Below are 24896 nucleotides of genomic sequence, written 5' to 3'. Positions count from 1 at the left end.
CGTCCGGGAGGCCGTTCAGGCGTCGAGCGGGTTGGCGGCGATCCGGCCGCCGATGTTCTCGGTGACGGAGCAGGCCGCCGCGCAGCCCGGCTTACGCCGCGCCTGCTCCTCGAAGGCGGCGAGGAACTCCGCGCCGAACCCGAGCCGGGGATGACGCGCGAGCACGGCGGCCCGGGCGTCCGCGGGGAACTCCTCGGGCCGCTGTCCGGACACGTCCCACGACGTGGCCACCTGCAGCAGGTGCGACTCGGGGTCCTCGGACGCGGCGACCGGGTCGCGCATGTGCACGACGATGATCTTCTCGGCCCGCGCGGACCTCTCCGGCGACCATCCGGCGGACATGCCGAAGACCCAGGCGAGACGTCCCCCCGCCTCCTCGAACGGCACCGTGTGGCTGTCGAAGGTCTCGGTCAGCCCGATGTCGTGGAGCAGGGAGGACACGTAGTACAGCTCGTCGTCGAAGCCGATCCCGTGCGCCCGGGCGTAGCCGGCGCCCCACAGGTACGACCTGATCGAGTGGTTGAGCAGCGCGGGCGGGCAGAAGCGGGTGGCGACGGCGAGCGCGGCCGCCGCGGCGGGTGTCTCGGGGAACGTCTCTGAGAACGGAGCCGGCATGGCCTCAGGCTGGCAGAGCGGATCGGCCGGGCGCGAGCTGCCGTACGGCCACTTCCCACACGATTCAGGCCAGCGCTACGGGCGCAGGCTGCCCTGAACGAGATCGGCGACCGGCAATCCGGGTGGTTGTTTGTGAGCAGTTGTGCACTTGTAACCAGAGTGACTTGACCAGATCACCAGAATTCGGACAGCATGAGCGGCTCCCAATTCGATCTCGGAAGGAATCCGGCGTGTTCCGCCGCCTCTCAGCCCTCTCCCTGGTGGCCGCTCTCCCGCTGACCGCGCTCACCGTGGCCGCGCCCGCCCAGGCACAGGCCCCGCACCGCACGCCCGAGTGCCAGGGGGACTGGCTTCCCGCCACCCCCACCTCCGGTGACGTCATGAGCGGCAAGCTGTCCTTCCTCGGCATGCCTGCGGTCACGGTCGGCAAGGACGTCGACTGGCGCGTGGACCCGTACAAGAACAGGTCCTGGCAGATGGTGTTCCAGTCGCTGCGGTGGATGGGCCGGCTCGTGGCCGACTACGAGGCGACCGGCGAGGAGGACTACCTCGGCCGGGCCGTGGAGATCGCCAAGGACTGGGTCGAGGACAACCCGTACGGCGGGCGCACGACCAGCCCGTACGCCTGGGCCGAGCACCCGATCGCGCTGCGCGCCCCGGCCCTGGTGTGCCTGAGCAGGTACGTGAAGGCCGACTGGCTGAAGAACAGCCTGGCCCTGCACGCGAAGCTGCTGTCGAACCCCAAGAACTACGAGCTCGGCCACAACCACGGGCTCGACCAGGACATCGGCCTGCTGCGCATCGGCTGCCGCTACGGGAACCCGAAGTGGAAGAACCTCGCCGTGAGCCGCATGGTGAAGTCGATGAAGCTCGACATCGACGGGCAGGGCGCGCTGCGCGAGCAGGCGCCGCGTTACGCCATCTACGTGCACGACCGGCTCAGGGTGGCGGTCGACACGATCAAGGACTGCAAGATGAAGGTCCCCGCGGCGCTGGCCACCCGCTGGGAGAGCCTGCCGCGGCACATCAGCGCCGCCACCCAGCCCAACGGCTACATGGTGCCGATCGGCGACGGGCCCGCAGACGTCCAGCCGGCCGCCTTCGACCACGCCGACTCGACCGTGCAGGTCTTCAACGCCGGATACGTCTTCGGCCGCACCGCCTGGAACGACCCGAAGTCGGCCTACTACTCCATCCGGTTCGGGCCGGCGCTGAAGTTCCACGGCCACGAGGACCACATGGGCGTGACCTACTACGCCCAGGGCCGCTCGATCCTCACCGAGGCGGGCTTCGTCTCGTACGAGAACACGCCCTATCGCCGGTGGACGCTGGGCCCGGAGGCCCACAACGTGCCGATCCTCGTGGGCAGGAAGTTCCGCGGGCACACCCCCACGGCCCTGGTGTCCAAGTCCGTGCACAAGGACCGGCAGGCGTTCACGTTCACCGACAAGGCGTACGGCGTGCCGCGCAAGCGGTCGGTGCTGGTGAACCACCGCGAGGACGTGATGGCGGTGCTCGACAGCGGCGGCGGGAAGCTCCAGAACCTCTGGCACCTCGATCCCGCCCTGAAGGTCGTGTCCGACTCGGGCGGGCAGGTCGTGGTGGGCGACGGCGGGTGGAAGGCGTCGATCGTCCAGCTCGCGATGCCGTCGTGCAAGCCCGTCGGCGGCCAGCGGGTGGTGCGCGGGCAGACCTCGCCCTACCAGGGCTGGGTCTCTCCGGGTTACATGCGCAAGGAGCCCGCTCCGGTGATCGTCTCGCCCGTGGCGGAGTCGTTGCTGACCGTGGTGGTGCCCGGGACCGACCGGCCGGAGGTCAGCTGCTCAGGACGCACTCTGATCGTTCACACCCCGGCCGGTTCTGTCACGCTTCGCGCGAGCTCTTCCGGCACGCTGTCGTAGACCTCCTCCCCCGACAGGAGGGTGGCGGGCGGTTATCCGTACACCGACGGAGAGCCGCCTGCCAGTTGCTTGGCCTGGTCGGGCACGTGGCCGAGCTTGTCGACCTCGTGGGCCAGCCCCTCCAGGACCGCCCGCAACTGCACCTGCGTGACGTCCGCGAACGTACGCAGGTAGGCGATCCTGCGCTCCAGCTCCTCGGCCTCGACGCTCTGCAGCCCGTTGCCCGAGGCGCGGTAGGCGCCGACCGCCTGGTTGGCGGCCTCCTCCGCCTGCCGCTGCGCCTCCATCAGGAGTTCCTCGTACTGCCGGCGGGCCTGGCTCACGATGCGCCGCGCGTAGTCCTCCGCCTCCGCGATCTGCGCGTCGGCGGTCTGCTGGGCGCGGGACAGGATGTTGATGGCGTCGACGTTCAGGGTCTGGGGCGCGGCGTGTTCCGGGTTCATGCCGTGTTCCTTGTACCACTGCTTCATGCGGTCGATGTACGCCCGCAGGTCCGCCTTCTCCTTGTCGCTGGCCGCCATGTCCTCCGCGACGCGATAGAGGAACGAGCGCACCTCGTCCTCGCTGTAGCCGCGGCGCCCGAGCGATGTGCGCGTGAACTCCTGCTTGCGTACCCGATCCGGGGTGAGGGGCTGGCGCTCGGCCGCGGGGTTTCCCCAAGGCATCTCTGCCGTCATGACTCCCGACCTTTGTCGCTCGTGAACTCGTCGAAGTGGATCTGCTCGGTGGGCACGCCGGCGTCAAGCAGCCGTCCGACGGTGGCCTGCGCCATCTCCTCCGAGCCGCAGACGTAGACGTGCTGGCCACGCCATCCCTGCAGCGCGACGTCCACGGCGTAGCCGCGGGTGCCCCGATAGAAGGGGTCGTGGGAGACGACCGGCACGACGTTGAGCCAGGGGTGCTCTGCGGCCATCTTGGCCAGCGCCTCGTAGTCGTACAGTTCCCTGGAGTTCCGGGCGCCGACGACGAGGTCCACCCTGCGCGTCGGGCCCTCGTAGGCGATCTGCTCCACGAGCGCCTTGAGCGGCGCGAGGCCGGTGCCGCCCGCGATCATGAGCAGGTCGCCCTGGACGTCCGGGGGGAGCGTCAGCCGTTCGCCCACCGCCGCGCCCACGCGCAGCATGTCGCCCCGCCGCGCGCCCATGACGAGCGCGGAGCTGAGCACGCCGCCGTCGACCATGCGGACGTGCAGGTCGATGGTGTTGTCCTGACGTGGCGCGTTGGCGAACGAGTAGAACCGCCAGATGCGCGGGCGCATGGCGTAGGAGAACGACGCCGACTGGCCGGGACGGAAGGGGTACTGGTAGTTCAGCCGGGCGCGGATGACCGCGATGCCGAGGGTGCGCATCTCGTGCCCGATGATCTCGGCCTCCCACCAGGGCGGGGAGGTCTTCGACGCGTCGTTGGCGGCCTCCACCATGACCTGGGCGACCAGGTTGTAGGCCGCCGTCCAGTCGTGCGCGAGCTGAGGAGTCCACCGGTCGCCCAGGAAGTGCTCGAGCGTGGCGAGCAGCGCCTGACCGACGGCGGGGTAGTGCGCGGCGACCACCGCGAACTTGCGGTGGTCGCGGCCGAGCTGCTGCAGGACCGGGACGACCTCCTCGATCCGGTCGACGTTGCTGATGACACTCCCAAGCGCGGCCACGAGCTTGTCGCGCTGGCGTGCCATCGACACCGGGAACATGTCCCGCACGTCCGGGTTCGTCAGGAAAAGAACCGAATAGAAGTACAGCGGCACCTGGTCGCCCGACCGGGAGACAAGGTGCCAGCTGTCCTTGAGAGCCTGCGTATCCACTCAGTCTGCCGTTTCCGCGGGATCGGCGACGATGGACGACTTCACCTTGGCGAGGACGAGGCCGACGTCGCGCAGGATGTCCTCGCCGACGCCGCCGGCCTTCAGGACCGCGAACAGGTGCTCGCCCACCTTGTCATAGTGCTGCGACGTGATGCCCATGCCGGCGTGGGCCTCGCCCAGGTCACGGCCCTCGTACGTCTCGGGGCCGCCGAGGACCGAGCACAGCAGCATGACCATGTGCCGCTTCAGCCTGGGCATGTCGATGCCGGTGAAGTACGGCTTCAGATCGTCGTCGCCGAGCACGCGCTCGTAGAAGTGCTCGACGACGTCGCGCACCACTGGCGCGCCGCCGATCTGGTCATAATAAGACGGCGAGGTGATCACAGACCCTCCCATTTCGGGTGCACCAGCGAGGGGGATGACCGCGGGCCGAAAGTTTTCGAACTCCACGCAGTCACGCGGCTGGTCATGGTGACAGACGGTCGCTCGGCTCCCACGGCGCCGGCCGCCTCCGATAGAACGATCAGAGCCGACGGCAGGCACCGCGACAGCACAGGGTTCAGTGCGCAGATACTTCTTGCCTTCACCCTCCGTTGAGCCAGAGCGGGGCGCTGAGGCTGGAACCGCGGTCGGGATCGCCGATCGTGGCGAAGCCCGCCTCAGGAGCTTCGCCTATCTAAGCACCAACTAGACTATATGTCACTAAAACCACAGTATCCACGAGCGCAACGTGAGCGCCACTCGTACCCGCCTCCGGGAGGGCTCGGCGGCTGGTCAGGCGCTGTGCCCCGCCCGCAGCAGGCCGTACGTCACCGCCTGCTCCAGCGCCTGCCACGACGCCTCGATGACGTTCTCGCCCACCCCCACGGTGGCCCACTCGCCGGTCGCGTCGCTCGAGGTGATCAGCACTCGGGTCACCGCGTCCGTGCCGTGCGTGCCCTCCAGGATCCGGACCTTGAAGTCGATGAGCTCGACCCCGGCCAGCTCGGGGTAGAGCTTCTCCAGCGCCAGCCGCACGGCCCTGTCGAGCGCGTTGACCGGGCCGTTCCCCTCGCCGGTCGCGATGATCCGCTCGCCCTTCGCGTGGAGCTTGACGGTCGCCTCGCTGACCACGTCGCCGCCGGGACGGCGCTCGACGATCACCCGCCACGACTCGACCGTGAAGTAACGCCGGTGCTCGCCGTCGACCGTGTCGCGCAGCAGCAACTCGAACGACGCGTCGGCCGCTTCGAACGTGTGCCCCTTGGCCTCCAGGTCCTTGACCCGCTCGACCAGCTGCCTGGACTGCTCGCCGGTGAGCTCGTAGCCCAGCTCGCGGCCCTTCAGCTCGACCGAGGCGCGGCCGGCCATGTCGGAGACCAGCATGCGCATGTCGTTGCCGACCTCGGCGGGATCGATGTGCTGGTAGAGGTTCGGATCCACCTTGATCGCCGACGCGTGCAGGCCCGCCTTGTGCGCGAAGGCCGACGTCCCGACGTACGGCTGGTGGGAGTTCGGCGTGACGTTGGTGACCTCGGTGATCGCGTGGGCGATGCGGGTCATCTCACGCAGCGACTGCGGCGGCACGAGGTCGAATCCCCGCTTCAGCTGGAGGTTCGCCACCACCGTGAACAGGTTGGCGTTGCCGGAGCGCTCGCCGTACCCGTTGGCGCAGCCCTGCACGTGCGTGGCGCCGGCCTTCACCGCGGCCAGCGTGTTGGCGACCGCGCAGCCGGTGTCGTCGTGGCAGTGGATGCCGATGCGGGCCCCGGTGCCGGCCGCCTCGTGCACCACGTCGGCCAGCTCGTCGGGGAGCATGCCGCCGTTGGTGTCGCACAGTGCGATCACCGACGCCCCGGCCTCCGCGGCCGTGCGCAGCACCTCCAGCGCGTACGCGGGGTTGGAGCGGTAGCCGTCGAAGAAGTGCTCCGCGTCGAGGAAGACGCGCTGGCCCTCCGCGGCCAGGTGGGAGACCGTGTCGCGGATCATCGCGAGGTTCTCCTCCAGCGTGGTGCGGAGGGCCAGTTCCACGTGGCGGTCGTGGCTCTTGGCCACGAGCGTCACGATCGGCGCGCCGGATTCGCGCAGCGCGGCAACCAGTGGATCGTCGGCGGCCTTCACGCCCGCCCGGCGGGTCGCGCCGAACGCGGCGAGCTGCGCGTGCTTCAGGTCGAGCTCGGTCTGAGCCCGCCGGAAGAACTCGGTGTCCTTGGGGTTCGCGCCCGGCCAGCCGCCCTCGATGAAGCCGACGCCGAGGCCGTCCAGGTGACGCGCGATGGCCAGCTTGTCGGCGACCGTGAGGTTCAGCCCCTCCTGCTGGGCGCCGTCGCGGAGCGTCGTGTCGTACACATGGAAACGATCGTCGGCCATCTCTGTGTCTCCTTCGCGGGGTTGCGTCTCGCCGCGCGCTTATCGGCCCAAACAAAAAGACCCCTCACGGACGTGAGAGGTCTGCGCGCCGGCGATGTCCTTCAGCCGGCGCGCCTGCCGATAATGAGCAGACCGTAGTACATGGTGCTGAGCAGTTTGCCACAGCCGGTCACCCTCTGGCACATCGATCTCATAGTACGAGATATCGGAGAGTGTTCGCGCAGGTCAGGGGGCTGGACGATCTAGTGTGATGCCATGAAGGCTGCCAATTTCACCACACCGGCCGTCGCCGCGTACGCCGCGGCCCACACGAGCCCGCCCGACGACCTGCTCGCGGACCTGGCCGAGGAGACCCACCGGCTGGTGGGCGACCGCATCAGCATGCAGATCGCGCCGGAGCAGGGCACCCTGCTCACCATGCTGGTCCGGCTCAGCGGTGCCAGGAGGGCCGTCGAGGTCGGGACCTTCACCGGCTACTCGTCGATCTGCATCGCCAGGGGCCTGCCCGCGGACGGGCGCCTGATCGCCTGCGACGTGAGCGAGGAGTGGACGGCGGTGGCCCGCCGCTACTGGGAGAAGGCGGGCCTCGACGACCGCATCGACCTGCGCCTCGGCCCGGCCGCGGACACGCTGCGGGCCATGCCGCCGGGCGAGAGCCTCGACTTCGCCTTCATCGACGCCGACAAGGCGGGCTACCCGGTCTACTACGAGGAGATCCTGCCCCGGCTGAGGCCCGGCGGCCTGATCGCCGTGGACAACACGCTCCAGCACGGCGACATCACCGATCCCGCGGCCGGCGGCAACGTGCCCGCGATGAGGCACTTCAACGACCTCGTCGCACGCGACTCCCGGGTGACGAGCGTGCTCCTGACCGTCGCCGACGGGCTCACGCTCGTCAGGAAGAACTGAACCCGAGATCTCAATGGACGTACGGCAATGATGGCGTAATAACCCGCCATAGAGGCGCGGGACACACGATCGGCGCCCTCTCGGTGAGTACGCTCGCGAAGCGATTCGCATCAGCGGATCGCTTTGCCCGGGGCTCGTCTTTATCACGCAGCGTCTGATGCAACCAGGCGTCTGATCCGAACAGGGGGCGGCGAATGACTTGTCGGCGCGGCGGCGGGGCGTTTCTCACCGGCAGGATCGCCGGTCTCCTTCTCGCCGGAACTTCGGCTTCGACCGCGTTCATCGCCGGCGCCGCCCCGCTCGGGGCCGCCGCCGACAACGGGCACGGCCGCGCCGATCGCGCAGTGCGCAACGTCGCGACCACCCAGGGGAAGGACCCGCGGGACCGGCCCGGGACCAAGCTGTCGGTGGCCGGCGCCACGCGCAACCACGGCTACCAGCACACGTCCACCAACACCGCCGGCGGCTCCTCGAACGTGCAGAACGCGCTGTGCCGGCGCGCCCGGGTCTGCAACATCACCCAGCACGTCACCATCGCCGGCCCGCGTGTGACCGTGACCCCGGCGCCTCCGGTGAAGACGCCCGGCGCCAGGCCCACTCCGGTGCCCACGGTCACCGTCACGGTGACCGCGACGCCCTCGCCGTCTCCCGTCACGGCCCCGCTCGCCGCTCCGGCGGAGCCGGCGCCGGCGCCGTGCCCGGCCCAGCGGTCCATGCTCAGGATCGACGGCAGGGCCGGCGTGAGCGCCGGCAGGGGCACCGGCCTGCTCGAAGGGCTGGTGTCGCTGTCCGTCCTCGCGGTGGGCACGGCCTGCCCGGGCGCGGCCGGCTGAGCCGTGCCCGAGGGCAGGCCCCGCCCCGGCCGTCAGCAGATCTTGTGGATCCAGTGGTGGGCGTCGGGGCGGCTGCCGTACTGGATGCCCACGAGCTCCTCACGGATCTTCATCGTGACCGGCCCGGGGGTGCCGTCTCCGACGGTCCAGCTCCGGTCGACGCCCTTGACCGAGCCGACGGGGGTGACGACGGCGGCGGTGCCGCAGGCGAAGACCTCGGTGAGCTCGCCGGACTCGCAGCCCGCCTGCCACTCCTCAATCGAGATCTTGCCCTCCTCCGCCGTGTATCCCAGCTCGGCGGCCAGGCTGAGGATCGAGTCACGGGTGATGCCGGGCAGCAGCGTCCCGGTGAGCGCCGGCGTGACGAGGCGGTCGCCGAAGACGAAGAACAGGTTCATCCCGCCCATCTCCTCGACCCACCGGTGCTCGAAGGCGTCGAGCCAGACGACCTGGTCGCAGCCCTCCTCGACGGCCTGCCGCTGGGCCACGAACGCCGCCGCGTAGTTGCCGCCGCACTTGGCGAACCCGGTGCCGCCGGGCGCCGCACGGGTGTACTCCGTGGACAGCCAGACCGAGACCGGCTTGAGGCCGCCGGTGAAGTACGACGCGGCGGGCGAGGCGATCACCATGTACTTGTAGCTCCGCGAGGGGTGGTTCACCCCGAGGGCGGGCTGCGTGGCGATCATGAAGGGGCGCAGGTAGAGGCTGTGGCCCTCGGTGGTCGGCACCCAGTCGCGGTCGGTCTGCACGAGGAGTTCGAGCGACTCGACGAACGTCTCCTCGGGAAGCTCCGGCATCGCCATCCGCAGCGCGGACTGGTTGAACCGCGCCGCGTTCGCGTACGGCCGGAAGGCGACGATCGAGCCGTTCGGCTGCCGGTACGCCTTGAGCCCCTCGAACAGCTCCTGGGCGTAGTGGAACACCGACGTGGCGGGGTCAAGGACGAGCGGACCGTACGGCTGAAGCTTCGCGTCGTGCCACCCCTCCCCCTCGCTCCAGTCGATGGAGATCATGTGGTCGGTGAAGACCTGACCGAAGCCGGGGCTCGCCAGCACCTGCTCGCGCTCGGCCGCACTGCGGGCCTGCGGGTGGAGCTGCACGTCGAACCTGAGGTGGGTGGTCATGCGAGGTCCTTCTCTCTACGTCGTCGTAGTAATTGTGCGACGAGTCGGCTAAGGGAAAACTAGGGCATTTGGCAGGTATGAAAAAGCGCATGGCGGCCCATACCGGGCCGCCATGCGCGTGATGTCGGGATGAGCGGCCGGGATCAGCCGGCTACTCGGGCGGCGATGTCGTCGCCGATCTCGCGGGTGGAGCGCGCCGTCCACGCGCCCTGGCGCTCGATCAGGTCGTCGGCCACGGCCTGCTCGACACGGGCCGACGCCTGGGCGTGGCCGAGGTGGTCGAGGAGCATGGCGACCGACAGGATCGTGGCGGTCGGATCGGCCTTGCCCTGGCCCGCGATGTCGGGTGCGCTGCCGTGGACGGGCTCGAACATGGACGGCGCCGTGCGCGCCGGGTTGACGTTGCCGCTGGCCGCCAGGCCGATGCCGCCGGCGACCGCCGCGCCGATGTCGGTCAGGATGTCGCCGAACAGGTTGTCGGTGACGATCACGTCGAACCGCTGCGGCTGCGTGATGAAGAACATGGAGGCCGCGTCGACGTGGCAGTAGTCGGTCTCGACCTCGGGGAACTCCAGGCTGAGCCGGTCGACGGTGCGCGCCCACAGGTCGCCCGCGTACGTCAGCACGTTGGTCTTGTGGACCAGCGTCAGCTTGCGGCGCGGCCGGCTCAGGGCCTTCTCGAAGGCGTAGCGCACGACGCGCTCGACGCCGTAGGCCGTGTTCAGGGACTCCTGGGTGGCGATCTCATGCGGCGTGCCGCGGCGCATCGCGCCACCGGCGCCCGCGTACGGACCCTCGGTGCCCTCACGGACGACGATCATGTCGATGTCCTCGGGGCGGGCCTGTCCGAGCGGAGTCGTCACGCCGGGGAACAGCTTGACCGGGCGGAGGTTCACGTAGTGGTCGAGCTCGAAGCGCAGGCGCAGCAGCAGGTCGCGCTCCAGGACGCCGGGCGGCACGCTCGGGTCGCCGACGGCGCCCAGCAGGATCGCGTCGTAGCCGCGCAGCTCGTCGAGCACCTCGTCGGGAAGCGTCTGCCCGGTCGCGTGGTAGCGCTTGGCGCCGAGATCGTACTCGGTGGTCTCGGACTTGACGCCCGCGGCGTTGAGGACCTTGAGGCCTTCGGCGACGACCTCGGTGCCGATACCGTCACCGGGGATCACTGCCAGGCGGATGTTGCTCGACTCCATGCGTGTACCTTACCGGTTGTCTCGGAGATCGAAACACGATCTCACCATTCGGTCAATACCCGGGCGTACCTGCCCGTCAGGCGGGTCCCGCCGCGACGGCCCGCTCGAAGACGAGGTCCCGCGCCGTGGACAGCCCGACCGCCAGCGCCCCGAGGATCACGGCGTCCGGCCCGAGCGCGGACACCTCGATCCGCGGCGGCGTGAGGGCCACCAGCGTCTCCAGCCGCTCCGCCACCGGACCGGCGAGCAGGTCGCCGGCCTGTGTGCCGACGCCGCCGCCGAGCACGACCAGCTCGGGATCGAGCACGGCGATCACCCCGGCGAGGGCGCGGGCGACATGGCCGGCCTCGGCGGCCACCACCGTGCGCGCGACCTCGTCGCCGCGGCGCGCGGCGTCGGCGACCTCCTCGGCCGTGGCCGCCGTCATGCCGAGGCGTGCCGCCGCCGCGACGATGCCGTCGGCGGAGGCGACCGACTCGAACTCGCCGCGCCTTCGGTCGAAGCCCGGGCCGTCCTCGCCCTCCGGCACGCCCACCGGCAGGTAGGAGATCTCGCCGGCCGCTCCCCGGGCGCCCCGGTAGAGACCGCCGTCGATGACCACGCCCATGCCGACGCCCGTCCCGATGGACACGAGGACGAAGTGGGAGACCCCCTTGCCCAGGCCGTAGGCGCCCTCCCCCACCGCCGCGAGGTCGACGTCGTTCTCGACCGTGTAGGGCGAGCCCGTCACGCCGGCCAGCGCGTCCACCGCGCCGGGACGTTCCCAGCCGGGCAGGCTCGGCGCGAGCCGGAGCGCCCCGCTCTCCTTGTCGTGGATTCCCGGGGTGCCGAACACGGTGACGGTGACGTCACCGGGCTCCAGGCCGGCCTCGGCGACGACCTCGGCCGCCAACCGCACCAGTTGCTCCAGCAGGCCGTCGTACGACCGCGCGGCCGAGGGCTCCTGCCTGCGGACGACGACGTCGCCCACGAGATCGGCGAGGGCGAGCCGCACGGTCGTGCGGCCGATGTCGGCGGCGAGCACCCAGCCCGCCTCCGGCCTGATCTCGTAGAGCAGCGCGGCGCGGCCGGTGCCGCCGGTGCGCAGTCCGACCGGGCGGACGAGCCTGGCACGCTCCAGGTCGGCCAGCGCCATCGAGATCGTCGGCTTCGACAGCCCGGTCACCTGGGCGAGCTCGGGGCGCGAGGCCTTGCCGAGGCGGAAGATCTCGGTGAACACCGCCCGCTGGTTGATCAACCGGAGCAGGCTGGTCGTGTTCGCGGCCCCACCGCCGATGCTCACCACGCACTCAAGATTGGCACATCCGGGGGGTGGCCGGTCCCGCCGATCCCGGCCAGGTCAGCGCTGCGGTACGCCCCCGTTGTCGCGGCGGTCGAGCGCGATCTGCAGGGCCGCGGCCGCCTCGTCCTCAGTGTCCTCGGAACGGCCCCAGGGATACATCTCGTACATGGCGATTCTCTCTTCGACGGAGGAATGCTGAGAGCGGATCCGCCTGTCGCGGATCCGGAACGTCGGCCGCCGATGGAACGCGGGTCACGCGTCACGGGCGAGCCGAAGGCCGGCGGCGCGGCGCTCCGCGACGGGCCGGCCTGCCCTGATCAGGCCCCGTCGCGGCAGGTAGAAGTGCGGGGCGCCTCGTCATCGCAAGAGTACCCCACAATCTCGTAGGACGACCTAGTATCTCACTTCGTGAGACGGGGTCCACGGGACGGGAAAACCGCGGGGTGGACAACGCCGGACGGAGAAAACGTCGGGCGGAGAAAACGCGAACGGCCCGGCGCGCGCAGCGCCGGGCCGTCCGATGGGCCGATGCCGGGGCGTCAGTCCTCCAGGTCGACCGTACGGCCGCTGTCGGCGCCGATCTCGCCCGCGATCTGCTCGACGACCTCGGACGGGATCGCCGTGTCGACCGTCAGCGCGATGAGCGCCTTGCCGCCCTTCACGTCCCGGGAGACCTGCATGGAGGCGATGTTCACGCCGTGCTCGCCGAGCAGGCGGCCGACGATGCCGACGATGCCCGGGCGGTCGGCGTAGGTGAAGAACGCCAGGTGCTCGGTCGGCTCGATCTCCATCGCGAAGCCGTTGACCTCGACGATCTTGGTGATCTGCCGGGGGCCGGACAGGGTGCCGGAGACCGAGACCGTGCGGCCGTCGGCGAGCACGCCGCGTACCGTGATGACGTTGCGCCAGTCGGGGCTCTCCGCGCTGGTGACCAGCTCGACCACGACACCGCGGTCCTTGGCCAGCAGCGGCGCGTTGACGTAGGTCACCGCGTCCTCGACGACGCCGGTGAAGACGCCCTTGAGCGCGGCCAGCTCCAGGACCCGGACGTCCTGGGCGGAGATCTCGCCGCGGACCTCGACGTCCAGGCGGGTGGCCACCTCGCCCGCGAGCGCGGTGAAGATGCGGCCCAGCTTCTCGGTGAGCGGCAGGCCCGGCTTGACGTCCTCGGCGACCGCGCCGCCCTGGACGTTCACCGCGTCGGGCACGAACTCGCCGGCGAGCGCCAGCTTGACGCTGCGGGCGACCTGCGTGCCGGCCTTCTCCTGGGCCTCGTGGGTGGAGGCGCCGAGGTGCGGGGTCACCACGACCTGGTCGAACTCGAACAGCGGGCTGTCGGTGCAGGGCTCCTTGGCGAACACGTCGATGCCCGCGCCCGCGACGCGGCCCTCCTTGAGGGCGGAGTAGAGGGCGTTCTCGTCGATGATCCCGCCACGGGCGACGTTGATCAGCCGGACGCTCGGCTTGACCATGTGCAGCTCGCGGTCGCCGATGAGGCCGATGGTCTCCTTCGACTTCGGCAGGTGGACCGTGATGAAGTCGGCCTGCTGGAGCACCTCCTCCAGCGACGCCAGCCGCACGCCCATCGCCGCCGCGCGGGCCGGCTGCAGGTAGGGGTCGTACGCGATGATCTCGACGCCGAACGGCTGCAGGCGCTGCGCGACGAGCTGGCCGATCTTGCCGAGGCCGAGGATGCCGACGACCTTCTCGTCGAGCTCGACGCCGGTGTACTTCGAGCGCTTCCACTCGCCGTCCTTGAGCGCGGAGTGCGCCTGGGCGACGTTGCGCGCGCTGGCGAGGATCAGCGCGACCGTGTGCTCGGCGGCGCTGGTGATGTTGGAGGTCGGAGCGTTCACGACCATGACGCCGGCCTTGGTCGCGGCCTCGACGTCCACGTTGTCCAGGCCCACACCGGCGCGGGCGACGACGCGCAGCTTGGACGCCGCCGCGATGGCCTCCGCGTCCACCTGGGTGGCGCTGCGTACGATCAGGGCGTCCACGTCGGCGAGGGCGGGCAGCAGCTGCGACCGGTCGGCGCCGTCGGTGTGCCGGACCTCGAAATCCGCGCCGAGCACGGCGAGACCCGCTTCTGAGAGCTCTTCTGCGACAAGTACGACGGGCTTGTTCACTGGGTTGAGTCCTTCGTGAAGTGCGACAGCGCGGACGACGTGAGTCTATCGGGGCCTTGTGAAAGCTCTCACGAGCGCCCGGCATACGAGACACCCAAGGTCTCGGCGGTGTCGCGGCGGCACGACGACCCGGTCTCAGATTCCCGATCCGTGCGTCTTCGGCGCCGCCCACGCGGCTCGGCCGCCCGGAAGGTTCTCGTGGGACCGGCGGGATTCATGAGACTCGCTCATGTACCGGCCCAGCCGGTCGATGTACCCCGTCTACGCCTGATCCATACGGACTGCCACCCATCTCGGTATTGATCGCACCTAATCTTGGGGATTAGCCTGATTCGCCATGGTCCAGTCCCTATCGTTCAGGCTATGAGCATCGGGAACCCCTCCCTGGGCGACGTTCTCGCGCGGCATGGCAGCCCCCGGCAACTCCTGGCGGCCCTCGCGGAGTGGGGCATCCTGGTGGCGGTCCGCCCCGACCGCTCCGTGGTGCTCGGCACGACACAGAACGGCGAACGCGTTCTGCTGGGCTACACGGGACCGGCGACCTACGCCCGGCACCGTGGCAGCCACTCGCTGTCGGCGTGCGACGCCGACACCATGCTCGACATCCAGCGCGTCACAGGCGTGCGCGAGATCGTGATCGACGCGGCCGGCCCCGCCGCCGCCGCCGTGCCGATCGACGACCTCCGGCGCTACCTGGAGGAGACTCGCACCGGTCCCGCTCCCGCACTGTCGGCCATGGGCTCGGCCGCCCCGACCGCGTACGCCACGGGCGCGATGGCGACCGTGACCCGCGCGCAGGCCACGCGGCAGGCTCCCCCGCCGCCCGCACCGCCCGTGCCCGCCCCGGTCGCGGCGGCGCCCTCCCCGCTTCCGTCGCAGTGGATCCCGGCCCCCCGTCAGCACCTGTCGGGGGCGATGCAGGTCGTGGACCCCGGCTACCGCAGGACGCGCCATCCGATCCTGCCGGCGCTGCGGGTGGCGGTCGCAGAACTGCTGCCGGAGTATCCCTACGTCCACCACGTCTGGATCTCCGAGGCGCGCACGGCCGCCGGGTTGTGGGGGATCATGCTGCACGTCAAGGTGCACATCCTCGCCGCCGACGACATCGTGAAGGAACTGCACCGGCGGGTACGCGCCCGGCTGCCGCAGTTGGCGGCCAGCGAGGCCCCGGTGCTCATGGCCCGGGTCGCCGACGCGCACACCGAACGCCGCCTGATCGAGATCGGCGCGCACGTCGTCTGTCCCGACGTGCGCGACTGAGCCGGAGCCCCTTCACCGATCTCCGCCGGCGCCGTCCGGCGGAGATCGGCAAGACGGAGATCGGCAAGACACCGGGCAGCCGCCGAACCGTTGCCGGAGAGTCCTTCCGGACGGTCGCTTGCTCGGCTTGAATGTCGCCATGGTCTCCACGGCGACTCCGTCCCCGTCGAAGGTCTCCCTCGGGGTTCGCCTCGGGTACGCCGTCGGCTCGTTCTGCACGGCCAACTTCTCCACGATCCCCGGGCTGCTGCTGCTCTTCTACATGACCAACGTGCTCGCGGTCCCCGCCGGGCTCGCGGGCGTCGTGCTCTTCCTGCCCAAGGCCTGGGACCTGGTCGCCAACACCATGGTCGGCCGATGGTCGGACCGCACGGTCTCGCGCTGGGGACCACGCCGTCCGTGGCTGCTCGCCGGGGCCACGGTGCTGCCGGTGTCGTTCGCGCTGGTGTTCGCCGGGCCGCCGCTCACCGGCGCGCCCGCCGCCGCCTACGTCGGCCTCACGTTCCTGCTCGCCACCACCGGATACGCGCTGTACGAGGTGCCGTACAAGGCCATGCCGGCGGAGATGACGACCGACTACCACGAGCGGACCTCGCTGCTGCAGTGGCGCATGGTCCTCATCGCGGTCGGGATCGCGATGAGCGGCATCCTCGCCCCGATGATCGCCGGCGACACGGCCGACGGGTATCGCACCATGGGCGTCGCCTTCGGCGCGATCCTGCTCGTCGCGATGCTGGGCTCGTTCTTCGGCACCGCCCGCGCGCCCTTCACGGGCCCGCAGAAGTCCGAGGGGACGCTTCGGGAGCAGCTTGCGGCCGCCCGCACGAGCAAGCAGTTCCTGTGGCTCCTCGGGCTCAGCTCCGCGCAGACGCTCGGGGCCGGCGTGATGCTCGCCGGCGCGCCCTACTTCGCCGCCTACGCGCTCGACGACACCTCCGCCACCACCACGCTCTTCGCGGCGCTCGTGGGGCCGATGCTGGTCACGATGCCGCTGTGGGTGTGGCTGGCCCGCAAGCTCGACAAGCGCGGCGCGATGGTCCTTTCCGGCATGCTGTTCACCGCCGGAGCGCTGCTGATCCTCGCGACTCCCGCGCTCGGCGAGCTGTACGCCCACCTGTGCGTGATGATCGTGGGCGTCGGCTACGCGGGCCTGCAACTGCTGCAGTTCTCCATGCTCGCCGACGTCATCGCCCACGACGGCGCGGTGAGCGGCAAGCGCAGGGGCGGGGTCTTCACCGGCCTGTGGACCGCGGTGGAGAACGCGGTGACGGCGCTCGGGGCGACCGCGTACGGGTGGGTGCTGAGCGCGGGAGGCTTCGTCTCCTCCGATCCCGAGCATCCGGTGACCCAGCCGGGCAGCGCCCACGTCGCCGTGGTGATCGGCGTGACCGTGGTGCCCGCCCTGATCACGTTCGCGGGCGTGCTGATGACCCTCAAATACGATCTGACCGCCGACCGCCTCGCCGCCGTCGCGTCCGGGAGCACGGCCGCAGCGGCCGCTGTCCCCGGTGCTGAGAACGCCGGGAAAGACGGCGGGCAGCCCGAACCCGGCGAAGTGCTCCGCGCCGAGGAATGAGGTGATCTCGCAGATCCGCTCGTCCCGCAGGGTCAGCACGGTGATCGACCAGGCGGTGTGCGGGCGGGCGGCGCCCTCGCCGACGTAGAAGGCCACAGCCGACTGGCCGTTCGCGCCGGTCAGGACATACCGCCAGCTCGGGCAGCGGGTGAGTGGCACCTGCACAGGGGCCCAGCCAGGCGACGTCGCCGAGCGGACCCTGCCCGTCCACGACCGCGCGCTCGCTCGACGGGCCCAGGTCCATCGGCAGGGCCCGCCTGCCCCGGCTCTCCGCGAGGTCGAGGCAGGCGTGGGTGGTCACGGCGTACAGCCACGAGCGCAGCGAGGAGCGGCCCTCGCCGCCAGGCCCGCAGCAGCGCGTCCTGGAGGGCGTCGTGGGCGTCGTGGGCGTCGTGGGCCGAGCATGCGGTAGCAGTGGGCGTGCAGCTCCGGGCGCAGCGGCCGGACCAGTCTGGTGAACGCGGCCTCGTCCCCGTCTCGCGCCCGCCGCCTTCGCCAGGAACACGGACATGTGGGCCACCGCCGAGGAGTCCCGCGAGTACGTCACCGGGGTGTACCGGCGCGCCTGGGGACACGCGGACGCCACGATCGCGGCGCTGCCGCTGGAGTCGGTCGCCGACATCGTGTGGTGGCCCGAGGAGCGCCGGCGGGCGACCCTGCACGGCGTGCTGGTCCACATGATCGCCGAAACCCATCGGCACGCCGGCCACGCCGACATCGTCCGCGAGTCGATCGACGGCGGCGCCGGGTACCGGGAGGGCGACGACGTGGTGACGGCCGGCGATCTGTCGTGGTGGGAGAGCTACCGCGAGGAGCTGGAGCGCGTGGCGCGGGAGGCCGGCCACGACCTTAAGCGCCCCTCAAGGCCGTCCCCTGGCCGATCCGGCCGCTGACCTGCGGATTATCGGACATTTCAGGCTGTATGCAGGATAAAGGAAGTTTAAGAGAAGGTAGATACTTTAGGGATTGGACCGATTTATCACCACATGTCGGTCTGTAGCCGACCATAATGACGACTTCCCCAGCGTCTAACCCCCACTGGAGGAATGATCGTGAACAGAGCGCTCGGAGCGGTCCTGTGCCTCGGGAGCGTCGCGGCCGTCGGCATGACGGCCGGCCCCGCTCAGGCCGAGGCCCAGCACGCGGGCTGCCGGGTCGCCGCCGCGAAGCCCTACGTCAGCGTGGACGGCAAGATCCGCGCGGCGGGCTCGCGGGCCGGTTGCATCGACAACGCCCGTTTCCGGGTCCGGATCGTGAACAGCAGGCCGGGCCCCGACCGCGTCGTCAAGAGCGGCTCCAAGGTGGTCAGGAACGCGCGCGTCGTCGTCGCGCTGACCTGCGCGGACGGTGCGTACTACAGCGTCGTCACCGACTACCGCGGCCACGTGTCGCGGTCGAGGCCGGTGCGCCTCGACTGCGACGTCCCCACTCCGGTTCCCACCGCCACCTCTTCCCCAACCCCCACCGCCATCCCCACGACCAGCCCCTCCGCGGTGCCGAGCACCGTCCCGAGCACCGCCCCCGCCGCGAGTCCCTCCGCGAGCGCCCCCGCCTCCACCGCTCCCAGCGCCTCTCCGACGAGTGGCTCGGGCGTGGGCACCGCCATCGAGAACGAGGTCGTGCGCCTCACCAACGCCGAGCGGGCGAAGGCGGGCTGCGGCCCGCTGAAGCACGACGCGCGCCTGCGCTCCGCCGCGTACGCCCACTCGGCCGACATGTCCGCCAAGAACTACTTCGACCACACCTCGAAGGACGGCCGCTCCTTCGCCGACCGCATCACGGCCGCCGGGTACACCTGGCGCGCGGCCGCGGAGAACATCGCCAAGGGCTACGGCACCGCCCAGGCGGTGGTTCAGGGCTGGATGAACAGCCCGGGACACCGGCAGAACATCCTCAACTGCACCTACACCGACATCGGGGTCGGGTACGTCGCCGCCGGCGCGTACTGGACCCAGGACTTCGGCCGGCAGTAGAAACGCACCGGCCCGACGCGGGAGCGGGGACGCCACGCCCGGCGGCCCCGCTCCCGCGCCGGGATCGGCGGCGAATACGGCCGTCTTCTGGACACCTCGGACCACTGCGGCGGATACTCCAATCATGAGCTCTCCCCCGGTTCGCGCCTCGGACGGGGACCGCGAGCGCGCGCTCAGCGAGCTCCGCGACCGGGCCGCCGAAGGACGCCTGTCCATGGAGACCTTCGTCGGCCGGGTGGACCTGGCGCTTCGTGCTCGCAACCGCAACGAGCTGGACGAGCTGGTCGCAGACCTCCCGCACCGCGGGCGCTGGCGCAGAAGGATCACCGACGCCGTCGCCTCCGTGTCGGAGCTGAGCAACCGGATCGAGTCCGCCTGGCGGCGTCCCCGGCTGCCCCGGCTCGCCCTGCCCGCCGACGGCCGGGCCCGCTACCTGGTCGGCCGCGGCTCCTCCTGCGACCTCGTCCTCGCCGACCTGACCGTCTCGCGGGTGCACGCCGAGCTGCGGCGGGAGCACGACTCCTGGCTGCTCGTCGACCTCGGCTCGATGAACGGCACCCGGCTGAACGGCTGGCGCCTGGTCGGCCCCGCGTCCGTACGGGCCGGCGACGAGGTGGCCTTCGGCGACTGCGTGTTCCTGGTCTCGATGCCGGCCTGATCGCTATACGTACATTTCCGTATTGCCGCCTTGGCACCGCTCACCGACGATCGCGGAAAGCCACTCACCCGGGAGCGGACTGTGCGGTTGTCACGACGTATCACGATCATGCTGGCCGGTGCCGTCCTGGCCACCGGAATCGCGGGCTCCGGTGTCCCCGCCGTGGCGCGGGACCCTGCCCCCGGCGTCGCGGACCTGACCCGCGACCTCGACCGGATCCTCGCCGACTCCCGGCTGGCCCCCGCGCGGGCGGGCGTCGCCGTGCGGTCCGCGGCCACCGGCGAGGACCTCTACTCCCTCGACGCGGACAAGCTGTTCGCCCCCGCCTCCAACACCAAGCTGCTCACCTCTGCCGCCGCCCTCGACACGCTCGGCACGGACTTCCGGTTCACGACCGACGTGCTCGCCGCCTCCAAGGTGGGCCGCACGGTCGCCGGGGACCTCACGCTGCGGGGCACGGGCGACCCCACCATGCTCGCCGCCGACTACGACGCGCTCGCCGCCAAGGTCGCGGCGGCCGGGGTCAAGGTCGTCACGGGACGGCTGGTCGCCGACGACACATGGTTCGACGACGTACGGCTCGGCACCGACTGGGCCTGGGACGACGAGCCGTACTACTACGCGGGGCAGATCTCCGCGCTGACCGCGGCGCCCGACACGGACTACGACGCGGGCTCGGTGATCGTCTCGGTCGCGCCAGGAGACGGCCCCGGCAAGGCCGCCAAGGTGTCCACCACGCCGGCGACCGGCTACGTGAAGATCGTCAACAGGGCCGTCACCGGCGACGAGACCGACGTGCTCGTCGAGCGGCAGCACGGCACCGACACCGTCGTGGTCAGCGGCACGGTCTCCGAGCCGTACGACGAGTGGGTCGCGGTGTGGGACCCCACGCTTTACGCGGCCTCCCTGTTCCGGGAGGGGCTGACCCGGCACGGCGTGAAGGTGCTCGGGCCGACCGTACGCGGGACCACCCCGGCGAAGGCGGCCACGATCGCCTCACGCCGGTCGATGACCCTCGGCGACCTGCTCGTGCCGTTCCTGAAGCTGAGCAACAACATGCACGCGGAGATCCTCACCAAGACGATGGGACGCAAGGTCTCCGGCGCGGGGACGTGGGCGGCCGGACTCGCCGTGACGACCGCGTTCGCGCAGGCCAACGGCGTGAAGACGCTGCGGCTGCGGGACGGCTCCGGCCTGTCCAGGGTGGACGCCCTGACGCCCGCCGGAATCACGGCCCTGCTCACGGCGGTGCGCGGCAAGCCCTGGTTCCCCACCTGGTACGCCGCCCTGCCGATCGCGGGAGAGGCGGAGCGGATGGTCGGCGGCACGCTGCGCAGCAGGATGGGCGGCACGGCGGCGGCCGGGAACGTGCACGCCAAGACCGGATCGCTGACCGGCGTGACCGCGCTGTCGGGCTACGTGACCAGCGCGGACGGCGAGCCGCTGGTCTTCTCGGTCATCAGCAACGGCTACCTGTCCGGCCCGCCGCGGGACCTGGAGGACCGGATCGCCATCAGGCTGGCCCAATTCAGCAGGAAGGCCCCAGTGGACGAAACGGTGGACGAGACGGCGGCCGCCCGCGGCCTGACTCCCGGGTCGTCGCCGCAGGAGGCCGCTCCGTCGTTCCCAGGGCGGTCGGCCGGCGACCTCGAATGCTCCTGGCTCAAGCCCGCCCCGTGCTGACAACGCCCGGACCCCGGTAGCCGACCGGCGACACGGGGTCCGGGAAACGCGACGCGGCGCCGCTCCCCACCTCGTCGGCGGGGCGCGGCGCCGCGATCACGCGAGCGTTCGCGAGCCTCAGGCCTGCTCGCCCTTGAGCCAGCTCATCATCGGGCGGAGCTTGCCGCCGGTCTGCTCGATGGAGTGGCCCGCCAGCTCCTCGCGGTAGCGCTTGAAGTTGGTCTGGCCGGAGTCGAACTCCTCGACCAGCTCGCGGGCGAAGCGGCCGTCCTGGATCTCGTCCAGGATGCGGCGCATCTCCTTCTTGGTCTCCTCGTTGACCACGCGCGGGCCGCGGGTGTAGCCGCCGTACTCGGCGGTGTCGGACACCGACCAGTACATCTTGGAGATGCCGCCCTCGTACATCAGGTCGACGATCAGCTTCATCTCGTGGAGGCACTCGAAGTAGGCGACCTCCGGCTGGTAGCCGGCCTCGATCAGCGTCTCGAACCCGGCCTTGATCAGCTCGGAGACGCCGCCGCACAGCACGGCCTGCTCGCCGAACAGGTCGGTCTCGGTCTCCTCGGTGAAGGTCGTCTTCAGCGCGCCGGCGCGGGTGCCGCCGATGCCCTTGGCGTACGACAGCACGAGCGGCCAGGCGCTGCCGGTGGCGTCGCGCTCGACGGCGACCAGGCAGGGCACGCCGCGGCCGGCGGAGTACTGGCGACGGACCAGGTGACCCGGGCCCTTCGGCGCCACCATCGCGACGTCGACGCCCGCCGGGGCCTCGATGAGGCCGTAGCGGATGTTGAGGCCGTGGCCGAAGAACAGCGCGTCGCCCTCGACGAGGTTCGGCGCGACGTGCTCGGCGTACAGGTGCCGCTGGATGTGGTCCGGCGCGAGGATCATCGTGAGGTCGGCCTCTTCGACGGCCTCGCCCGGCGACAGCACGCGCAGCCCGTCGGCCTCGGCCTTCTCCCGGCTCTTGGAGCCCTCGGGCAGGCCGACCCGGACGTCCACGCCCGAGTCACGCAGGCTCAGCGCGTGCGCGTGGCCCTGGCTGCCGTAACCCAGCACCGCGACGTGGCGGCCCTGGATGATCGACAGGTCGGCGTCGTCGTCGTAGAAGATCTCAGTCACTTGCTTGCCTTTCACGGGTTGTCCGTCGCGACGTGCCTGCCATGGGAGCTATGCGCTGCGGTCGAGGGCGCGAAGCGAGCGGTCGGTGATGGAACGGGCGCCGCGGCCGATGGCCACCATGCCCGACTGCACGAGCTCCTTGATGCCGTACGGCTCAAGGACCCGGACGAACGCCTCCAGCTTGTCGGTCGTCCCGGTGACCTCGATCGTGACCGCGTCCGGGGCCACGTCAACGCAACGCGCCCGGAAGAGGTTCACGAGTTCGAGGACGTGCGACCGGCTCTCGGAGTCGGTTCGCACCTTGATCAACATCAGCTCGCGCTGCACCGACTGGCTGTTGTCGAGCTCGACGATCTTGATGACGTTGACCAGCTTGTTGAGCTGCTTGGTGACCTGCTCCAGCGGCAGGTCCTCCACGTTGACGACGATGGTCATCCGCGAGATGTCGTCGTGCTCCGTGGGCCCGACCGCCAGCGAGTCGATGTTGAATCCGCGGCGGCTGAACAGGGCGGCGACCCGGGCCAGCACGCCCGGCTTGTTCTCCACCAGGACGGACAGCGTGTGGCGACTCATCCCTGCTCCATCTCCTCGCGCTGCTGGTCGTGACCGGGTCGGGCCGGGGCCGGGCTCATTCTCCACCCTCCCAGTTCGGCGCCATGTCACGGGCGTACTTGATGTCGTCGTTGCTGGTGCCGGCGGCGACCATCGGCCAGACCATCGCGTCCTGGTGCACGACGAAGTCGACCACCACCGGAACGTCGTTGATCTCCATGGCCTTGCGGATCGTCTCGTCCACGTCCTCCGGACGCTCACAGCGCAGGCCGACACAACCGTACGCCTCGGCCAGCTTCACGAAGTCCGGAATCCGCTTGACCCGCTGCAGGTCGGTGTTGGAATACCGCTCGTCGTAGAACAGCGTCTGCCACTGGCGGACCATGCCGAGGTTGCCGTTGTTGATGACCGCCACCTTGATCGGCACACCCTCGATCGCGCAGGTGGCCAGCTCCTGGTTGGTCATCTGGAAACACCCGTCGCCGTCGATCGCCCACACGACCTTGTCCGGGCAGCCCATCTTCGCGCCCATCGCGGCCGGGACGGAAAAGCCCATCGTGCCCGCGCCACCGGAGTTGATGAACGTCCCCGGGTGCTCGTACTTGACGAACTGCGCGGCCCACATCTGGTGCTGGCCCACACCCGCGGTGTAGATCGCCTCCGGCCCCACCAGCGCGCTCAGCCGCTCGATCACGTACTGCGGGGCCAGCGACCCGTCGGCGAACTCCTCATACCCCAGCGGGTAGGTCTCCTTGTAGCCGTTGAGGATCCGCCACCAGTCGCTGTAGTCGCCCTTGCGGCCGTCGGCCTGCTCGGCCCGCACCGCCGTGATCAGGTCGCCGAGCACCTCACGGCAGTCGCCCACGATCGGCACATCCGCATGCCGGTTCTTGGAGATCTCCGCCGGGTCGATGTCGGCGTGGATCACCTTGGCGTTCGGCGCGAAGCTGGACAGCTCGCCGGTGACCCGGTCGTCGAAGCGGGTGCCGAGCGCGATCAACAGGTCCGAGCGCTGCAGCGCGCCGACGGCCGAGACGCTGCCGTGCATGCCGGGCATGCCCATGTGCTGGGGGTGGCTGTCGGGGAAGGTGCCCCGCGCCATCAGCGTGGTGACCACCGGGATGCCGGTCAGCTCGGCCAGCTCCAGCAGCTCGGCCGCGGCCCGCGCCTTGTGCACGCCGCCGCCGACGTAGAACACCGGCCGCTTCGCCTCGGTCATCAGCCGGGCGGCCTCGCGGATCTGCTTGGAATGCGGCCGGGTCACCGGGCGGTAGCCCGGCAGCTGCATGACCGGCGGCCAGGAGAAGGTGGTCGTGGCCTGCAGGGCGTCCTTGGAGATGTCCACCAGGACCGGCCCCGGGCGCCCGGTGGCGGCGACGTGGAACGCCTCGGCGATGGTCCGCGGGATGTCATCGGCGTTGGTGACCAGGAAGTTGTGCTTGGTGATCGGCATCGTGATGCCGGAGATGTCGGCCTCCTGGAAGGCGTCGGTCCCGATCAGCGGCGAGGCCACCTGCCCGGTGATCGCGACGATCGGCACCGAGTCCATGTAGGCGTCGGCGATCGGGGTCACCAGGTTGGTCGCTCCCGGGCCGCTGGTGGCCATGCACACCCCGACCCTGCCGGTCGCCTGCGCGTACCCCTCGGCCGCGTGGCCTGCGCCCTGCTCGTGCCGTACAAGCACGTGCCGGACCTTGGTCGAGTCGTAGAGGGGATCGTAGGCGGGGAGAATGGCCCCGCCGGGGATCCCGAACACCGTGTCGACCCCGACCTGCTCCAGCGCCCGCACGAGGGCCTGGGCACCTGTCATTTTCTCGGTCATCGGCTCGTTCCTTGTGGCTGAGCTTGCTTGTGGCTGGGCTGCTTGGCGTGACTCCTGGCATAAAAAATGCCCCATCCGCTGGGCGGAGCTGGGGCGCGCGCAGGACCGAGGGCTTCGTCAGGCTGC

20 protein-coding genes and 1 pseudogene are annotated in these 24896 nt (G+C 70.5%); 9 read left to right on the top strand and 12 right to left on the bottom strand.

Features of this window, described 5'->3' with window-relative positions:
• Positions 1 to 15 precede the first annotated feature (15 nt).
• The gene (locus FLW16_RS23100; RefSeq protein ID WP_142562202.1) at positions 16 to 615 is read right to left on the bottom strand and encodes an HD domain-containing protein; all 600 of its coding nucleotides are present in this window, start codon (positions 613 to 615) and stop codon (positions 16 to 18) included.
• Between the two features lie 230 nt (positions 616 to 845).
• On the opposite strand from FLW16_RS23100, the gene FLW16_RS23095 reads away from it, so the two are divergent.
• Positions 846 to 2516: a heparinase II/III family protein gene (locus tag FLW16_RS23095; protein WP_142562201.1), complete on the top strand. Its 1671-nt coding sequence runs from the start codon at positions 846 to 848 to the stop codon at positions 2514 to 2516.
• 32 nt (positions 2517 to 2548) lie between these two features.
• Here FLW16_RS23095 and FLW16_RS23090 read toward each other — a convergent pair whose 3' ends face one another.
• The 4 genes from FLW16_RS23090 to cimA all read right to left on the bottom strand — a co-directional run bounded on the left by FLW16_RS23090 (position 2549) and on the right by cimA (position 6660).
• Positions 2549 to 3193, bottom strand: a complete 645-nt coding sequence (locus FLW16_RS23090) for a DivIVA domain-containing protein (protein WP_142562200.1) — start codon at positions 3191 to 3193, stop codon at positions 2549 to 2551.
• Positions 3190 to 4311, bottom strand: a complete 1122-nt coding sequence (locus tag FLW16_RS23085; protein ID WP_142562199.1) for a globin domain-containing protein — start codon at positions 4309 to 4311, stop codon at positions 3190 to 3192. Before FLW16_RS23085 ends, FLW16_RS23090 begins: the two co-directional genes overlap by 4 nt.
• Positions 4312 to 4695 (bottom strand): group 1 truncated hemoglobin, encoded by a 384-nt coding sequence (locus FLW16_RS23080; RefSeq protein WP_142562198.1) that lies wholly within the window; start codon positions 4693 to 4695, stop codon positions 4312 to 4314. It lies immediately after the preceding gene.
• Between the two features lie 390 nt (positions 4696 to 5085).
• On the bottom strand, positions 5086 to 6660 hold the full coding sequence (cimA, locus tag FLW16_RS23075) for a citramalate synthase (RefSeq protein ID WP_142562197.1): 1575 nt from the start codon (positions 6658 to 6660) through the stop codon (positions 5086 to 5088).
• Between the two features lie 255 nt (positions 6661 to 6915).
• Between cimA and FLW16_RS23070 the strand changes: the two genes are divergently transcribed.
• Together FLW16_RS23070 and FLW16_RS23065 are read left to right on the top strand one after the other, a co-directional pair.
• Positions 6916 to 7569 carry an O-methyltransferase gene (locus FLW16_RS23070; RefSeq protein ID WP_142562196.1) on the top strand — a complete coding sequence of 218 codons (654 nt, stop codon included), beginning with the start codon at positions 6916 to 6918 and terminating at the stop codon, positions 7567 to 7569.
• 194 nt (positions 7570 to 7763) lie between these two features.
• A complete protein-coding gene (locus tag FLW16_RS23065; RefSeq protein ID WP_142562195.1) occupies positions 7764 to 8402 on the top strand; it encodes a hypothetical protein in 639 nt (212 codons plus the stop codon).
• Between the two features lie 32 nt (positions 8403 to 8434).
• On the opposite strand, the gene FLW16_RS23060 is transcribed toward FLW16_RS23065, so the two are convergent.
• From FLW16_RS23060 to serA, 4 genes are all read right to left on the bottom strand, one after another.
• Complete coding sequence (locus FLW16_RS23060) at positions 8435 to 9526, bottom strand: branched-chain amino acid aminotransferase (protein ID WP_142562194.1); 1092 nt, start codon at positions 9524 to 9526, stop codon at positions 8435 to 8437.
• Positions 9527 to 9669: 143 nt separating this feature from the next.
• On the bottom strand, positions 9670 to 10716 hold the full coding sequence (locus tag FLW16_RS23055; RefSeq protein ID WP_142562193.1) for a 3-isopropylmalate dehydrogenase: 1047 nt from the start codon (positions 10714 to 10716) through the stop codon (positions 9670 to 9672).
• 76 nt (positions 10717 to 10792) lie between these two features.
• Positions 10793 to 12001: an ROK family transcriptional regulator gene (locus FLW16_RS23050; protein ID WP_221891229.1), complete on the bottom strand. Its 1209-nt coding sequence runs from the start codon at positions 11999 to 12001 to the stop codon at positions 10793 to 10795.
• 536 nt (positions 12002 to 12537) lie between these two features.
• Positions 12538 to 14127, bottom strand: a complete 1590-nt coding sequence (gene serA / locus FLW16_RS23045; protein WP_142562192.1) for a phosphoglycerate dehydrogenase — start codon at positions 14125 to 14127, stop codon at positions 12538 to 12540.
• Positions 14128 to 14490: 363 nt separating this feature from the next.
• Here serA and FLW16_RS23040 point away from each other — a divergent pair, with 363 nt between their 5' ends.
• From FLW16_RS23040 to dacB, 6 genes and pseudogenes are all read left to right on the top strand, one after another.
• The gene (locus FLW16_RS23040; RefSeq protein WP_142562191.1) at positions 14491 to 15387 is read left to right on the top strand and encodes a hypothetical protein; all 897 of its coding nucleotides are present in this window, start codon (positions 14491 to 14493) and stop codon (positions 15385 to 15387) included.
• 139 nt (positions 15388 to 15526) lie between these two features.
• Complete coding sequence (locus tag FLW16_RS23035; RefSeq protein WP_142562190.1) at positions 15527 to 16963, top strand: MFS transporter; 1437 nt, start codon at positions 15527 to 15529, stop codon at positions 16961 to 16963.
• Positions 16964 to 17466: 503 nt separating this feature from the next.
• A pseudogene (locus tag FLW16_RS23025) lies at positions 17467 to 17856 on the top strand (DUF664 domain-containing protein); the annotation flags it as partial.
• A gap of 159 nt (positions 17857 to 18015) precedes the next feature.
• On the top strand, positions 18016 to 18936 hold the full coding sequence (locus tag FLW16_RS44580; protein WP_260615487.1) for a CAP domain-containing protein: 921 nt from the start codon (positions 18016 to 18018) through the stop codon (positions 18934 to 18936).
• Between the two features lie 124 nt (positions 18937 to 19060).
• Complete coding sequence (locus FLW16_RS23015) at positions 19061 to 19594, top strand: DUF1707 and FHA domain-containing protein (RefSeq protein WP_142562188.1); 534 nt, start codon at positions 19061 to 19063, stop codon at positions 19592 to 19594.
• Between the two features lie 81 nt (positions 19595 to 19675).
• On the top strand, positions 19676 to 21277 hold the full coding sequence (gene dacB, locus FLW16_RS23010) for a D-alanyl-D-alanine carboxypeptidase/D-alanyl-D-alanine-endopeptidase (RefSeq protein ID WP_142562187.1): 1602 nt from the start codon (positions 19676 to 19678) through the stop codon (positions 21275 to 21277).
• 117 nt (positions 21278 to 21394) lie between these two features.
• On the opposite strand, the gene ilvC is transcribed toward dacB, so the two are convergent.
• From ilvC to FLW16_RS22995, 3 genes are read right to left on the bottom strand one after another with little or no spacing between them, the layout of a single operon-like run.
• On the bottom strand, positions 21395 to 22387 hold the full coding sequence (gene ilvC, locus FLW16_RS23005; RefSeq protein ID WP_142562269.1) for a ketol-acid reductoisomerase: 993 nt from the start codon (positions 22385 to 22387) through the stop codon (positions 21395 to 21397).
• A 57-nt stretch (positions 22388 to 22444) separates the two neighbouring features.
• Positions 22445 to 22969, bottom strand: a complete 525-nt coding sequence (gene ilvN, locus FLW16_RS23000) for an acetolactate synthase small subunit (protein WP_030506098.1) — start codon at positions 22967 to 22969, stop codon at positions 22445 to 22447.
• A gap of 55 nt (positions 22970 to 23024) precedes the next feature.
• Complete coding sequence (locus FLW16_RS22995) at positions 23025 to 24845, bottom strand: acetolactate synthase large subunit (protein WP_142562186.1); 1821 nt, start codon at positions 24843 to 24845, stop codon at positions 23025 to 23027.
• Between the last annotated feature and the right edge of the window lie 51 nt (positions 24846 to 24896).

The sequence above is a fragment of the Microbispora sp. KK1-11 genome (assembly GCF_006874435.1).
GTDB lineage: Bacteria > Actinomycetota > Actinomycetes > Streptosporangiales > Streptosporangiaceae > Microbispora > Microbispora catharanthi.
Note: the sequence above shows the minus strand (reverse complement) of the source record. Positions and strands in the feature narration are given on the sequence as shown.